Annotated in this window: 12 protein-coding genes; 4 read left to right on the plus strand and 8 right to left on the minus strand. The window is 53.6% G+C overall.

Going from position 1 to position 15411, the window contains the following annotated elements:
* Positions 1 to 54: 54 nt before the first annotated feature.
* From cysD to FF011L_RS01180, 3 genes are all read right to left on the minus strand, one after another.
* The gene (gene cysD / locus FF011L_RS01170) at positions 55 to 993 is read right to left on the minus strand and encodes a sulfate adenylyltransferase subunit CysD (protein WP_246109655.1); all 939 of its coding nucleotides are present in this window, start codon (positions 991 to 993) and stop codon (positions 55 to 57) included.
* A gap of 91 nt (positions 994 to 1084) precedes the next feature.
* Positions 1085 to 3592 carry a YbcC family protein gene (locus tag FF011L_RS01175; protein ID WP_145349570.1) on the minus strand — a complete coding sequence of 836 codons (2508 nt, stop codon included), beginning with the start codon at positions 3590 to 3592 and terminating at the stop codon, positions 1085 to 1087.
* A gap of 51 nt (positions 3593 to 3643) precedes the next feature.
* Entirely contained in the window at positions 3644 to 5206 is a 1563-nt protein-coding gene (locus tag FF011L_RS01180) for a proton-conducting transporter transmembrane domain-containing protein (protein WP_218932926.1), read from the minus strand.
* Positions 5207 to 5466: 260 nt separating this feature from the next.
* Between FF011L_RS01180 and FF011L_RS01185 the strand changes: the two genes are divergently transcribed.
* Entirely contained in the window at positions 5467 to 5778 is a 312-nt protein-coding gene (locus FF011L_RS01185) for a helix-turn-helix transcriptional regulator (protein ID WP_145349572.1), read from the plus strand.
* On the opposite strand, the gene FF011L_RS01190 is transcribed toward FF011L_RS01185, so the two are convergent.
* Both FF011L_RS01190 and FF011L_RS01195 read right to left on the minus strand, forming a co-directional pair.
* On the minus strand, positions 5775 to 6485 hold the full coding sequence (locus FF011L_RS01190; RefSeq protein ID WP_145349573.1) for a ZIP family metal transporter: 711 nt from the start codon (positions 6483 to 6485) through the stop codon (positions 5775 to 5777). The two genes, FF011L_RS01185 and FF011L_RS01190, sit on opposite strands and share 4 nt — an antisense overlap.
* Positions 6482 to 7066, minus strand: a complete 585-nt coding sequence (locus tag FF011L_RS01195) for an antibiotic biosynthesis monooxygenase (RefSeq protein ID WP_145349574.1) — start codon at positions 7064 to 7066, stop codon at positions 6482 to 6484. The genes FF011L_RS01190 and FF011L_RS01195 overlap by 4 nt, the downstream gene beginning before the upstream one ends.
* A 229-nt stretch (positions 7067 to 7295) precedes the next feature.
* Between FF011L_RS01195 and FF011L_RS01200 the strand changes: the two genes are divergently transcribed.
* On the plus strand, positions 7296 to 8186 hold the full coding sequence (locus tag FF011L_RS01200) for a copper homeostasis protein CutC (RefSeq protein WP_145349575.1): 891 nt from the start codon (positions 7296 to 7298) through the stop codon (positions 8184 to 8186).
* A gap of 172 nt (positions 8187 to 8358) precedes the next feature.
* Positions 8359 to 8625 (plus strand): zinc-ribbon domain-containing protein, encoded by a 267-nt coding sequence (locus FF011L_RS01205; RefSeq protein ID WP_145349576.1) that lies wholly within the window; start codon positions 8359 to 8361, stop codon positions 8623 to 8625.
* Between the two features lie 149 nt (positions 8626 to 8774).
* Here FF011L_RS01205 and FF011L_RS01210 read toward each other — a convergent pair whose 3' ends face one another.
* The 3 genes from FF011L_RS01210 to FF011L_RS01220 all read right to left on the minus strand — a co-directional run bounded on the left by FF011L_RS01210 (position 8775) and on the right by FF011L_RS01220 (position 11060).
* Positions 8775 to 9032: a hypothetical protein gene (locus FF011L_RS01210; protein ID WP_145349577.1), complete on the minus strand. Its 258-nt coding sequence runs from the start codon at positions 9030 to 9032 to the stop codon at positions 8775 to 8777.
* A 312-nt stretch (positions 9033 to 9344) separates the two neighbouring features.
* Entirely contained in the window at positions 9345 to 10205 is an 861-nt protein-coding gene (locus FF011L_RS01215; RefSeq protein WP_218932927.1) for an alpha/beta fold hydrolase, read from the minus strand.
* A gap of 240 nt (positions 10206 to 10445) precedes the next feature.
* Positions 10446 to 11060, minus strand: coding sequence for a TetR/AcrR family transcriptional regulator (locus tag FF011L_RS01220; protein WP_145349579.1), 615 nt, complete (start codon positions 11058 to 11060; stop codon positions 10446 to 10448).
* Between the two features lie 512 nt (positions 11061 to 11572).
* Between FF011L_RS01220 and FF011L_RS01225 the strand changes: the two genes are divergently transcribed.
* The gene (locus FF011L_RS01225) at positions 11573 to 15400 is read left to right on the plus strand and encodes a CHASE domain-containing protein (protein WP_145349580.1); all 3828 of its coding nucleotides are present in this window, start codon (positions 11573 to 11575) and stop codon (positions 15398 to 15400) included.
* Positions 15401 to 15411: the final 11 nt, after the last annotated feature.

A 15411-nucleotide genomic window follows, 5' to 3' on the forward strand; every position in this document is an offset into this window, starting at 1 on the left:
GCGACGTGCCTGATGGAAGTAAAGCGAATTAGTTGCGACGTTTGGCAAATCGGTCTAAAAGTACCCTTCCCTTTTCTTGCGTTCCATCGCCGCCGATTCCTCGCGGTCGATCGCCCTTCCCTGCCGCTCCGAGATCCGAGTGGTCAGCATTTCCTCCACAATGTCTTCGATGGTTTCCGCGTTGGATTTAATCGCTCCGGTTACGGGATAGCAGCCAAGCGTCCGGAAACGGACTTTCATTCTTTCCGGCCTTTCGTCGGGCTCTAGTCGCATCCTTTCATCGTCGACAACGATCAGGTCTTCGCCGCGCCGCACCACGTCACGTTCTTTGGCAAAGTAGAGCGGCACAATCGGTACTTGCTCCAGCATGATGTACTGCCAAACATCCAGTTCAGTCCAATTCGATAACGGAAAGACGCGCATACTCTCGCCGGCGTGCTTCCATGTGTTAAACAGATTCCACAATTCGGGGCGTTGGTTACGCGGATCCCAGCGATGGTTGGGGTCTCGGAAGGAGAAAACGCGTTCTTTGGCCCGTGACTTCTCTTCGTCACGCCGTCCTCCACCGATGGCCGCGTCAAATTTGTAGTAATTCAACGCTGCTTTCAGAGGTTGGGTGCGCATGATGTCTGTGTAGTTGCGGCCATGGTCGAACGGATTGATGCCATCCCGCACCCCTTGGTCGTTTACATGGGCAATGACCTTCAGTCCCAGTTCTCGTCGCGCGTATTGCTCGCGGAATTCGATGACCTCGCGGAACTCCCACGTCGAATCGATGTGCACAAGCGGCATCGGTGGTTTGCTGGGAAAGAACGCCTTGCGCGCTAAGTGCAGGATGACCGACGAGTCTTTGCCAATCGAGTAAAGGATCGCCGGGTTATCGAACTCGGCAGCAACCTCGCGGAGGATGTGAATGCTCTCGGATTCCAAACGCTTGAGGTGCGTCGTGGAACCGGTTGTCCGTTGCATTGAAGCGGTAATCGAGTTTGCCATCGGGGACCTTCGTCTGTAATGTGGCCGCGATGTGCGATTCAAATCGCACATCGCGGCAAGGGAATCATTGAGCTACGCAAAGGTGAACAGGTTATGCGGCAAGTTGCTTTTCTCCCAAGACCTGCCAATGATCGCCGCCATACCGGTATTGGATTCCGTCTTCGATGACGATCAGATGAAGCCATCCGTTATCGACTAGGTTCCCAAGCAATTCATGTTTCTTGATCACTCGATCCACCGCGTCCCGTGGTGCCGCAATCACACTTTGCAGACGCATCGGTAAGTGCTGCAATTCATGGCCGGTGTGCAGCGACTGCCAGGGTAAGCCGATCATTAAATCGCCACTGTTACCCGACAGAATTCCAAACCGGCCCACTACATTGTGAACCGTTTTGGTGCCGCTGCCGAAATGATCGTTGTCGACCGTCGAAGCGTAGTACTGCATGTTGATCCAGTGGGCGACCACCATCGGTGCCGTCATGATCATTTCCAAGACGGTTCCATCGGGGTCGGTCTTATGGTCGTAACTATGTAAGAAGGATCGACCCTCCAGGTTTGCACTTTTGGTCATCGATCGAGGGCCAGCGACAAAAGCTGCGTTTCCTGCCAGTCCCCATTCAGGCCGTACCTCGGACCAGTCAGTGGCTTTTCGCATCAAGTTCGACAAGCTTTCGCCGGCCGTTGTCTTTGCCCGTTCCGAACCGGTTTGGCAGGCCGCGGCATTCGCATGAACGATTAACTGGGCAAGTTCCTGTTCGTGCGAAGCGGGGACGTCATCCAGGTCAAAAAAGGTAAGCTGATCCGTCGCCGTGTTGTGCAGTCCCGCGAGGAAATGTGTTTCCTCGGGAATCGAAATCCCGCGACTGGCCAGACCTTCGCGAACGTCTGATTGATTGAGCAACAGCGCGGCCAGTCGAGCGTTCGGTTCACCGGAGTGACCACCACAAGCGCCACAGTCAAGGCCGGCCGCCAACGGATTGTTCTCTGTTTGACTGGCGTGACCGCAGAAAACCACGATCTTAGAAAATTTGCCAATTAGACCAAGGTTCGTAAGCATTGATTCGCAGAGGTCCACTTGGTCTGAGACCGTTACGCCCTGGCACTTGAGGCTCCTCAGCGTGGGCTTTAAGTGATCGTGTTCATGTGCAGGGACGCCATCAAATTTGCTGCTGGTTTTTCCAAAATTCCAACCGACCGAATTAGCGATTAGTTTCCATCCGTAAAACAACCCAAGCGTTTCTACGAATGAGAAACAACCGACAGCCGACGTTTGAAAGTGCTTCCAAAGACTTCGCCGTGAGCGGGCGTCGGTTCGCTGTTTCAACGAATGTTTTTCCGCTTCGGCGGAGGCTCCATGCAGTCCCTCGTGCAATTGAAACTGGGGTTCCAGCAACACCGGGACATGGGAATCGCCGCAGGTCTGGCCCATCGGTACGAATTCGATTGGCATTCCAAAAAATCCTGCAAACCCAAAGGTTTCAATCCCAGCGGATTGTGATTCCAGTTGGCATCGAATCCTCTCGCTGCGAACATCGATACAGAAAACCATCTGAGCGAAGGTTTCTTGTGTGGAATCCTGTTCGGATGAGTCGGTTGATAGCGAGCCCAGCAGTTGTTCTCGGAAGGCGATTTCGCTTGCTCGAAGCAGAACGTATCGATAGGTCGTTTCCGTTTCGATGGAAGCGTCAAAGCTGGCGGATTCATTCTGGCAGATCGAATTCCAGTCAACTTGGATTCCAAAGTTCTTGCTGACGGCGACGTCGTAGGCTAACCGAATCGCAAGCAGTCCAACGAAGTCGTTGTGGTCAGCCGCCTCCGCGTCGGTCCACTGCGATTGGTAGTTCGTCCACGCACTCCACCCCAGATTGGAGAACGCTTGGCATAACAAGAACGACTTCCAAAGCGATTCAGGAACGTCTAATTCCTTCAGCAGCCAGATGATTGCAGCGTCTGCGGTATGAGGCATTTTCGCCACGAAGGCACGGAAGTTCTCCAGGCCACTCGCCTCGGGATTTCGATCGATGATCGCCATCGATCGCCATGCTTGGAACAACGGCAATCCCTTCCACGGACTCTGCCAAACCGCCTGCCCGTCATCGTAATGCGCGGCGCAAACCTTTGAAATTTCGTCACCGATTTTTTTAGACCAATTCTCCGACGCGTAAGCATCGACGATCTCAGCCATGGTTCGGACCAAGCGTTGCCGCGGTTCCGATTTTGTCTGGCCGATAAGAATAGCCTGCACGATTGACGAAGCCGTGACCGTTGAATTCAGCTCAAGTTCGGTGATTGCTAATTCAATGTTCTCTTCGGTGAATTGCTCTTGTTCGTATTGCGCTGCGTAGTATTCGATCGGCATCAGGGTTTCGCAGTCTGAAACCAGTCGTAAAAACGATCGCCCGGCCAAGAAGGAACGTGAAGAGATTCCCGAATATGGATTGACAGCGACATAGTCTTTTAGCGGCCAAACCGGAGCGACTGCTTCGGCGACTTCCGCAAGTAAGTCATCGATTTGGCGACGAACGTGGGGAGTCGAATAGGGGGCTGGAATCTCTTGCAGCGATTGGATCATGTGGTCTTCAACTTGCGGTAAAGTCATTGGAATACTCACAGAGAAAATGGCGGATAGCGATGAAGAGATGCTGGGGAACTAGTTTTTGGCCAAGGGGGCAAAGACGCGTTGCTCCCACTTTTCAAGATAGAAACCGTTGGTCGCATGGACATAAAATCGGTTCAACAGCGGGGATGTTTGACGCGATGAAAGGCGCATCTGCAGTAGGAACATTCCCGCGAAACCGGCGGCGATAATCGATCCTGATAACCACGCCATGGTTGGAACCGAACCTTCCGGTAGGCTGGCAGCGATCGTTTTGTCGACTGCGAGGAATCCGATCGCATACACAAAACAGATCATGGCTGCGGTCGCGATGACGCGGATAAGCATCCTGTCGGTGCTGATGCGGATTGCTTGGCTGACCCAGTGCGTCAGGGCTAAGCAGAGGATAGCGCCGAGCACTAATCCGCCCGGCTTGGCAGCGATGTCGATTCCGACAGTTGCCATAGCGAGTGCGAAGCAGGCAACGATGGCCAATGAAGCAAACGCCAGCTTGGGCCACGGCACCGGTTGGCTTTCTGAGGAAGTTGCCAGCGTGGAGGTGCGCTGGGCCATCACGTTGCCGCTGTTTAAGAACGCGTGTGCTTTGTACAGCGAATGGGCAAGGATGTGCAGCATGGCCGCCGAGAACGCGCCCAGGCCGCACTGCAACATCATGAACCCCATTTGCGCGATCGTTGAATAGGCAAGTTGCTTTTTCACGCTGGTTTGGGTCAGCATCACGACCGCACCCAAGCAAGCGGTGATGGCCCCGACGACTGCTAATCCCGTCAGTGCCAGAGGAGCCATCTGCAGCAAGGGACTGGTCCGGATAATGAGGTATCCCCCAGCGTTTACGATCCCTGCGTGCATTAAAGCCGACACAGGCGTTGGTGTTTCCATTGTCTGTGGAAGCCAGGTGTGGAACGGGAACTGTGCGGACTTGGTAATCGCCCCGAGGACCAGCAGGCTTCCAGCCCAGATCATGGCCGGGGATGCATCACCAACCGATTTAGATAGGGTGAACAGTTCAGAGAAATTCAGTGTCTTGAACTGCGAGTAGATCAGGGCGATCGCTCCCATCAACGCGACGTCGCCCAGCCGGCTGATCGCAAACTTGGTCCAGGCAGCTCGACGCGCTGCGCTCCGGTGACCGTAATGCATCAATAATTGGTGAAGTCCAAGGCTGGTCGTTACCCAGCACCCGAAGAACATCAGAAGGTTTCCGGAAACCACTAGCAGCGACACCGCTCCGATCGTGAATCCGGTCCACCGGAAGTAACGTCCCTGACCCGATTCACCGTCCAGGTACCGAATCGAAAATCGACAGATAACCCACCCGACCGCACTGACCATGGCCAGCATCAAGGCGGCGACCCCGTCGTAATAGATTCCAAATAACGTTGGCAGCGGTTTGAATTCGACGGCGATCGTCGGTGAGATCCCGGACGCGATGAAAACCGCCATCAGGGTTACAATTACCAATTGGCAAGCGACCAAGCCCGTGACCGCCTGTCGAAACAGGCCAGCGCGCTGATTGGCGATGCGGGAAGGAATCAAGCCCAGGGCAAGTAAAGCGAGTGCGGGAAGTACGATCGGTACGGCAATGAATGCAGGCATAAGAGCGACCCTTGTTTCGCGATTGGTGACACACGAAATGTAATGCACGACAAATGTGTCGCCAATAGCTTTTCGTGCTTTTGGCCCGGATTCTTGAGCTCCAAAGGGCGAAAGTGTTGAAAAAGCTAGTAAATCGCCTGTTTGAAGCACGAAAATATTTTCGCGAATACTTTCTCGCATCTGCTGTGTTACATTGAGTTATTGGCGAGAGGGCAGGCACGGAGCCTGCGGAATGCACTGTTTAGGCGGACGAGGGCCTTATGAGCGAAACGCGTACTTCCGCTGCTGAGACGGCAACGGCGAATCACTGGACTTTTCTTACCAATCACGCGCACGTGCTGATCGTTTTGCACGCTCAGCCCGATTTAGTGCTGCGTGAAGTTGCCGGTCGCGTGGGGATCACCGAGCGAGCGGTGCAGCGAATCGTGCAAGATTTAGAGAAGGAGGGGTTTCTGCAGCGTGAGAAAGTTGGTCGCAAGAACCATTATGAAGTCCGTACGACCGAATCGCTGCGTCACCCGATAGAGGCTCATCGCACGATCGGCGATTTGTTGAAGCTGATCACCGGTTAACCCTCCATCAGTTTTCCGATTAGGCCGAGAAGGAACCCGGCGACGGCACCCAAGGCGGGGAAGCTTTTGCTTTTCAGTTTAGCTTGAGGGGCGACATCTTCAAAAACCAAGTACAGGATTCCTGATGCGGCAAACACTTGCATCCACCCGAGTATTCTTGGTGAATCGAAAAGGAACCAGAATCCGACCGCCCCAAGAATGGGGCCCATCAGGGCAGCTGCGACGAACCAGGAGAGGATCTTTGCCTTCCCCATGCCTCCCTCGTTCAGTTCGCAAAACGAGTTAAATCCTTCGGGCACGTTTTGTAGAGCGATCAATCCTGCCAGCAGCATCACACCTCCTTCGCCAGTGGCGATCGTGGCTCCCAGTGCGATGACTTCAGGGATGAAATCCGAGAGCATCGCGACCAGCTGCGACATGGAAGACTTGCTTCGATTGAGCAACGTTTGAAGTCCCCAAAACGCTAACCCCCCCGCGGCGAAAGCGGAGATCGTTTCCCAGGTTGCGATCTTTTTCACGCTTTCAGGAATTAGCACTAGTGCGACCGCCGAGATCAACGCACCCCCACCAAAGGCGATCACGGTGTGGCGGAATTCGTCCTCCAGCCATCGCGACCCTATGTGTTCGATCGACGCGAGGAATCCACCCAGCGGAATCGCACCGCCTGCGATACAGGTAAAAACAATCAGTTCGATGATGGGACTCATGATGCTACTTTTTTCTTTGGATACAACCAACCGCGAAAACACCAAGTCAACGCCGGCAGCACCACCCAGGTCATCGACCCCACGCTGATCGCCGCCAAAGTCGCGTTGGCAATCAGCGGCGGCAAGGCGGTCATCATCGGCTTAAGGGTCGCAATTAGTGGCAGGACCGTACAAAAGACTGCGATCCAGACGACCACGAACATCTTGTACTTGGGGGGAGTTTGTGTGGATGCAAGCGATTCCGGAGCCGTGAACCAAGTTTCAAAGCCGGTCAGATGTTGGATCTCTGCAGGCTGTTGTTGAAACGGTTCCAGGTGCGAAACTTTTTCGCGTCGCTCCGCCGAATCATACCAATTTCGCATGTTTTCGACGGTATCGAATCGGGTAATCACGCGGTAATGCGGTTGATCTTCGGACTCCGGTTTCAAAACGATCGAGCCCTGATGACCAGCAAAGGACATGGATGTCCGAATCAGGTCCCCAATCGCTTGCTCCCACTGTCGCTCTTTGCCTGCAGCAGGAAACGCTGTCGCAAAAATCGTCGCCCGCAATGCTTGGTCGTTATCGATAGGCGTGTTCAAACGAAGGTTCTCCTTTCTCGTATTCAATGTCGCCTTTCGCTCGGCGAAAGAACGCCCTCTTATAGCTACGTTCGCATAGCGAAAGGCTACAGTCTTACCCCGCTTTCGATTAAATCGACAGCCCATCACGCCGCCGGCAAGGATCTGCCGCCCGCTGGGTTTGAAAATATTCCCGCGCCGAGTGTCCAATGATTTGGTCGTATGCGTTTAGGACAATGAAAGGAGAGCGTTGAACCGTCGCCTACAAAATGGAGACAAAAAGCAGGGTGAACGGAGCGGAGTGCTTGCCCACGGAGATTCATCGTCCATCGACCAGATGGTACCATTAAAATTCGCCTCGCCAGTTCCCTTTCCTGGCAATCAAAATAGCACGAACCCTACGGGGGCTACATTGACCGTCAAGAATCCGATCACGCTGGAAGTTTGTATTTCGTCGGTAGAAGACGCCGTTGCCGCCTGCGCAGGGGGAGCGGATCGTCTGGAACTGTGCGTCGCAATGGAATTGGGCGGGCTGACCCCCAGCGTTGCGCTGCTGGAGGAAGTTCTGTACACGGTGTCCGTGCCTGTTGTCGTTATGGTCCGGCCTCGTGCTGCGGGGTTCCGCTACACCCAGGTTGAGCGAAGTTTGATACTGCGAGATTCGCAGTTGCTCTTAGCGGCGGGTGCTGACGGGATTGTGTCGGGCGCTCTGCGCGAGGATGGAAAATTCGATTTGGAATTTTGGCAGGAGCTCCGGCGAAAAACCGGCGAGTGTCCCCTTATCTTTCATCGAGCGTTGGACGTGGTGTCCGATCCATCGGAAACCCTTCGGCAATTGATCGATTCTGGGACGATTCGAGTGTTGACGTCCGGCGGATGCAAAACCGCATGGGAGGGGCGTCAGCAAATCGCTCGCCTGCAAAGTCTTGCGGATGGCCGGATCGAGATACTTGCCGGGGCGGGAATCACCCCAAGTAATGCCGTTCCGTTGATAGAGGCAACCGGATGCCGCCAGTTGCATGGCTCCTTCAGCGACGTTCGGGACGACCCTGCCAGCTGCGTTGCGGCCAGTACCTATCCCGTTACCAGTGAACCTTTGGTAGCCGCAACACGGGCGGCACTTGATGAGTACCAGTTGTAGTCAGGATCGGTTTGGCGTTGGGCGTTGAATGCTGGATTACCCGTTCCCTTGTTTCAAGAGTGAGGGTGAAGGATAATTGGAGAAGTCCGCAACGTCACTCGATTCATCGTTACGCCGCCGGCCTACATTTTTACAAATATTTACTAAGTTCTCGCTGTTGGAGGTTGTTGCTTTGGGTGCACCCGGGGTTGTGGAGATGGTGTTCATTGGACTGTTGGCGGTGATGGTATTGGGGGTCCCAACGGTCGCGGTCATCGTCGCAGTGATCTTTATGAATCGCCATGGTGACGAAACGCAGGCTTTGCCTCCTCCGCCAGCATCCAGCACCTGCCCGAAATGCTTGGAACCCATTCAGCCCACCGATCAATTCTGTGCTAACTGCGGAGCTAGCTTGCAAGACGCGGGCAGCCACCCTGGCTCGAACGGCAAAGACGCTTAGTCGCTCTGGACGAATCGGTGCTGGTGGCAAAGTGACGCACACCTGCCTCGGACGACAACGCTTCCCTTTCAAACCCTGCCCCCCAGCGAACGGCGACGCGATTGCGGAGAACCGCTGAATGATCGTGTCGCAAGCAATGGGTCGCTGCGCTATTTCTTCTGTTTTGCTTTTTCGATCAGGGTTTCGATTTCCAAAACGTGCTCGTAAGGCACTCGATGGCGTCGGTACTTATTCGAGATAAGTTCATGCAGTGATTCCAGATCTTCCAACGGGATGACTGGCAATTGAGTCCACTCGACGTCAGATTTCAGGCGGTACCGAAGTTGCCACTTGCCCGCATGCCGCGTGGCGGTGACCAAGCGAGTCTCTCCCGCTTCGGTGTTCTCACGCCATTCGTGTTTCTTCATGATTCGTGTAGCCAGCAGGTCTGCGACTCAGGTGCGTCGGCGCAGTATTGGGATAATTTTTGAAGCGGATAGGATCAACGTGTCGCCAGAAATCGTATCAATCAGAGGCTTCAAAAGCTAGGCTCTTGCCTATTGGCTTGTGGCAAGCAAGGGATCGCGATAAGGAACAAACGAGCGACGGGCCCATCGCCACACGTTCCTTTTACGCTGCCGAGTCCCAGAGAAACGCTCTGCGATGGCCGGTGGAGCCGCGTACGTTGCCGCTCCATCCGGCCCTCTCTGTTTGCACCGCTCGCCTGGGCGGGCAAGAGGTCACACTGCGACCGTTGCCGATTGTAAAAATTGAAGAGTCGCTTCCGCGAACTCTTCCGGATTGTCTTGCGGTACCCAGTGAGAGCAATTCTTCATCGGATGCAGTTGCGCGTTAGGCAGGTCCTGCACCAGTCGTTCGGCCGTCGAAATCGGTTGCCAGCGGTCGTCCTCACCCCACAGTAGCAATGTTGGTTGCTGCATTTTTTCCAGTCGGCCGGTCAATGGCGTCGTGTGGTTCGTGTTCAAACTGGCCGCATTGCGCACCAAGCTGACGATCCCCTCGCGGTCCTGATAGGGCGCTATAATGCCTTCCTGGAATTCCTCCGTTAGGCGTTCTGGACGCGACAGACCAAATTGAAAACTCTCGACCAGCTTTTCGGTCATCTCTTCCGGTTGCAATTTTGCGTTGCGTGGGTGTCCCAACGCAAGCATCTCATCCACCGGCCAACTGTCGTACGCCACACTGTTCGACAGGACCATCGTTCGAACCAGATCGGGGTTGCGGTCCGCCAAAATCATGGCCACGCCGCCGCCAATGTCATGAGCCACAAAATGAGCGCTCGGGACGTTCATATGCTCGAGGAATCGTTCGACAAAGTCGGCTTGGAATTCAATCGACCGGTCAAACTGGTCACGCCGATCGGAAAACCCATAACCAATCATGTCGGGGGCAATGACTCGGTAGTTTTCTGCCAGCTTGTCAATCACGTCGTGAAAGAGAAACGACCAGGTGGGGATGCCGTGCAGCAGTAAAAGCGGTTCGCCTTCGCCGACGTCGGTGTAAGCAACGGTCAAAGGTTCGTCGACGATACCGTCAAGCGAGGTCGTTTGTTGGCGTTTTCGAAAGTCTTGAAAATTCATGAGTCTCTCCGTGAAAAGGATTTTCGGCACAATCGGAATTGGCGAAGATCGCTGCGCGACCGACATGGTCACGAATCGATCAGTGGCACTCTGCCGTTCGGTCCCTACTGCGTTTCGGGTGACTTGTTGAACGGTTGTTCAATAACAGGATGAGGAACGACCGGTGTCGTCCGCCGGAATTATTCGGGGTTGGCCCCGTCGCTCATCCACACGATTCAGACAGCCCTTCGAACTCTCTTGTCATTGTCCGAAGATAAGTTCGGAAAGTGCAGCCTGCGACTGCCGGACAGCGGTCGCGTTGCCACTGACCCGAGCATGCAAGATCGCACCATCGCCAGCAGCGACGGTAAGCCGAGCTAGCGTCAAGGCGCAAGGACTGGTTGCTATCCGTCCCGCGTCCATCGCCTGTTGGTACGCCTTGGCAAATTCGTTCACCACTCGCTGGGTCGACTTCGCCATGATGTTTGCGATAGTCGCATTTTTCGGGCCAATTTCACCACCCGTGTTGATTAGTAGACAACCGCGATGATCGTCCGCTTTCGCGTCGGCTTCCCATCGTTTCCAAACGCGAGCGATGCGTCGCTGCGGTTCGCCGTCGTCTCGAAGAATTTGAATCACTTCGCCAACACGCTGGTCGATGTAGCACTGGAGAGCCTTTTCAAAGATCGCCGCTTTGTCGCCAAATGCATTCACCAAGCTTTGGCGACCCTCTCCCGTGGCCTCTTCCAATTCCCGAAAGCTGGTTTGGTGGTAACCCAATCGCCAGAACACCTCGACGATCGCAAGCAACGTTTGATCGCGATCAAATTCACGAGGTCGTCCGATCGGACGCGACTTTTTGTTTTCAGCAGACATGGAATCCGGCAATCAAGAAATTCAGCAACCACAGTCGCGAGCGACTGGCACGAACCCAATCTTAGCGAAACAGAGCAAGCTATTTGGTAACTTTGGCATCTCAAGCACGTCACCACCGAAGTTGCCAACGCCTGCCCCCGTCCGCTGTGGATGATTGTAGCCGATCGCTAGCTTTCCCCTTTTTCGGGTGGTGACGGTCGAGTGCCGTGCGGCTGAAGCGGAGCGATTGCCTACCGGTCATCCGTCTGCCGATTTTAACGGCGTGATCCAGCACTGATTCACGGTCTATTTCCTGGAAATTTGAAGAAGGTTGCTGTTTCCCGAAATATTCATTGATTCCTAATGCGTGCTTATAAAGGGGGCCTAGGTTTCGAAAGGCAATGACCGCTGGGGTAAATATTTGGCCGGTTATACCGATTGATTGCACTGGATCATCGCAACAAATCACCTGAATTGTCTAACGACGAGTCTGCTGACTTGATAGACCCTTTGAATTATGGATGTGGCAATAAATGACCTTTTCGCAAGCTATCCGTAGCCCATTTTTGCGAACTCGAATATGGAACTGGCGAGCCTGGTCGTTGGCTGGGTTGGTGCTTGCTTTGACCATGTTCGCTGCCCACCGCATTCGCGTTGGCGAGCAGAATAGGGCAAGAGCTGGCTTTGAGAGGTTGTGCCTTGATACCCGCGAACAGATTCACGAACACTTGGAAGACCATGCTGAGTTCTTGTACAGCGGGGCGGCCCTCTTTGGGGCTTCTCAGCATGTGACGCGAACCGAATGGCGTTCGTTTATCGGCAGCCATCGTTTGCGAGGAAATCACAGTGATGTTACCGGAGTCGGTTATTCCACTTTGGTGTCGCATGAGAAACTGGACCAATACATTGACGAAATCAGGAAAGCGGGTTTTAAGGATGTCGCTATTTGGCCCGCAGGCGAAAGAAGTGACTATTCGCCTGTCGTTTACCTTGAACCAGCATCACCGCGTGCCGAATCCCAAATCGGATTTGATCTATTTTCTGAACCGATGCTGCGCCAGTCGATGGCTGAAGCACGAGACCTCAATGCAGTGACCTTGTCCGGCAGGGTGCCGTTGGATCAGAACGACAGCAAAGTAAACGATGGTGTCGTGATGTTTGTGCCTGTCTATCGTGCGGGTATGCCCCTGTCCAACCTCGCCGAGCGGCGGGAAGCCATTCAGGGTTGGGTTCACAGTCAGTATCAGGTGGAAGATCTGTTAAGAGATATCGGGTGCGCCAAGCGAGCCGACTGCAATATTGCGAAATTTGAAATATTGGATCGCCGGTCGTCTTCTGTCGAACCTGTGAGCTACACGCCTCGAGAGTTTTCCGAAGCAGAGCCTGGTGGCGTCTTTCAACTGCCGCTGGAATTTGGAGGCCAGCATTTGGCCGTTCGGTTTGCGACAGCCGATGACAACGCCCTGAAACCGGAGTTTAGTCGGGTCCCTTTGGTAATACTCAGCGGAGGAGCTATTGGCGTTTTACTGTTTTGCATCGTGCTGTTGTGGCAGGAAGCGGCTTTGCGTTGGGGAGAGCTTAACCGTACGAAGTTGGCCTTGCACCGGGTTCGCGAGCGTTTTGAACTCGCAATGAAGGGAAGCCAGGACGGCCTGTGGGATTGGAATCTGATCACGGGAGAGACCTATTTCTCCATGCGATGGATGAGCATGCTGGGGTATGAGAAGACGGAAATGGAGCCTCATATCCGAGCGGCGTTTGATCTTATTCACCCTGACGATTTAGAGCGTGTTCGTCTGGAAGTCGCAAAGATTATTAACGGAGAAGATAAGAAACTGGATTTCGAACTCCGCATGCGGCACAAGAACGGAAGCTATGTCGATGTGTTGACACGTGGGTTTGTTGTTCGTCACAAGGAAACTGGCGAACCGGTTCGAATGGTCGGCACCCACGTTGATATAACGGCACACAAGCATCAGCAGCGTGAACTGTCGCAGTTTAAGACCACTCTAGATGTGACTGCGGATTGCATCTTCATGTACCATCCCGACACGCTTCGTGTTTTCTACGTCAATCGTGCAGCGATCATGCAAATTGGTTGCCCCGCGAATGAATTGTATGAAAAGCGAGTGTTCGATTTTGAAGGAAAGCATGACGAGCAAGAGTTTCGGGATTTTGTCAAACCTCTTGTGGATGGAGATTTTTCTTCATTGCGGTATGAGAGTGTTCATCGCGACGATGAGGATAGGGAAATACCGGTAGAAGTTTTCCTCCAATACGTTGATCCCGATGATGAACCTGCCAGGTTCGTGGCGGTTGTGCGTGACATTTCAGATTACAAAGAGCATGCGATAGCACTGCGAATGGCAAAGGAGCATGCTGAACGTGCCAGTCAGGCTAAAACCGATTTTCTGGCGACGATGAGTCACGAACTCCGTACGCCGCTCAACGGTGTGGCGGGGATGACGGAACTGCTGCGAAATACGAAACTGGACCAGCGACAACGACGATTTGTGGATGCTTGTCAAAATAGCGGGCGTCTGCTGTTAAGCCTGATCAATGACATCCTTGATTTCTCGAAAATCGAAGCTGGCAAGCTTGAACTCGTCGAAGAAGAGTTTGAAAGTTTGCAGCTGATCGGAGACACCGTTGATGCAATGGCGTTTCTGGCCGAGGAAAAAGGGCTAGGCTTATTCAGCCACGTCTCGCCTGAGGTCCCTGCGCGACTTACCGGTGACTTCACAAGATTGCGTCAAATTCTTGTGAATCTGATTGGAAATGCGATCAAATTTACTGAGTCGGGCGAGGTGAATGTCCGAGTCGCGATCGTTGGTAGTAAAGAGAATCCCTTTGTTCGCTTTACGGTTTCGGATACTGGCGTCGGCATCCGTGAAGACCAGATCGACAAGGTTTACGATTCATTCACACAGGCAGATAGTTCGACGACGAGAAAAACAGGGGGAACCGGGCTTGGCCTTTCTATCAGTAAATATCTGGTGGAAAGGATGGGCGGTCACCTGGTGGCAAAAAGCGAACTGGGGGTCGGATCCGTGTTTGCGTTCGAGCTTCCTTGTCAAAGCGATTCTCTAAGCGAAGTGAAGTCTTGGCCGAAGTTATGCAATCGTCGCGCGTTGCTGCTGTTTGACGCACAAGCTGCTGCAGGAAATTTGACCGAACTGCTGCACGATTGGTCGATGTCCGTATACGTCGCACCTTCGCCTGAAGAGGCGGACAAGCTGCTTCAATTGGCGATCGATCGCGGGCAGCCCTTTGACTTTTTTGTCGCGGACGAACGTTCGTTAGGGGAAGCGAAGGCGATGAAGTCACTGCGGAAAAAGGTTTCCGATTGTCAGCCGACCAAGACGCTTCTGATCAGAGATCACGGGAAAGTTTCCTCCGGAGAAGAAGGGGAGCAGTTTGATGCGATCCTTTATACCCCGCTCAGTCAGTCGACTCTGTTAGATACGTTGAGTGAATGTCTCACGGGGCGAACGGATACCAGTCAGACGGCAAGCCAGGGTTCCGAAGCCGATCCGATGGAGTCTCTTGTCGGTTTTCGGATTTTGCTAGCGGAGGACAACACGATCAGCCAATTGTTCGCCCGAGAAGTCATGCAACAAGCGGGGCTTTTGTGCGATTGCGTTGTGAACGGGAAAGAAGCGATCGTCTCTGCCCGATCGCAGCGATACGATTTGATATTGATGGACTGCCAGATGCCGATAGTGGATGGCTTAGAGGCAACACGAACGATTCGACGGATGGAACAGGATGGCAGGATGAAAGGTCATACGCCAATCATCGCGCTGACGGCAAACGCGATTAAGGGGGATCGTGAACGGTGCCTCGAAGCTGGCATGGACGAATACATCAGTAAACCGTACTCGCCAAAGCGATTGTTGCAGATGATTAGCGACATGTTGTGCACTGCCGGTTCTTCACCGGTTGCTGAAGGTTCACACCAACACCGGGCCACTGAATCGACACTCGCAGACGAGTCGCCGTTGCCTGACATGGAAGGGCTGTTGGCGCGTTGCATGAACAATACCGCTTTTGCCTTAGAACTTCTTGTTGATTTTGAAGAAGACCTGCCCAAGCAGCTTGATGAAATCACTCGGATGGTAGCCGAAGGAAACCTCGAAGCGGCTGGAGAATCAGCACACTCGCTTAAAGGATCCGCAGGGATTCTAGGGGCAGAAAGTGTACGAAAGTGTGCATCCGCCATCGATGAAAAAAGCAAACTTGGATTGTTGGAGGATATGGATGATTTGGTTCGCGAACTCAATGACGAAATACAGCGGTTTGTGAGGGAAATGCCGAATGCGAAGCGAGAAATAGCCTCAATGTCAGGAGTAGTAAGCTAGATTTCGACGGG

Origin of the sequence: Roseimaritima multifibrata, assembly GCF_007741495.1 — a bacterium.
GTDB classification, from domain to species: Bacteria; Planctomycetota; Planctomycetia; order Pirellulales; family Pirellulaceae; genus Roseimaritima; species Roseimaritima multifibrata.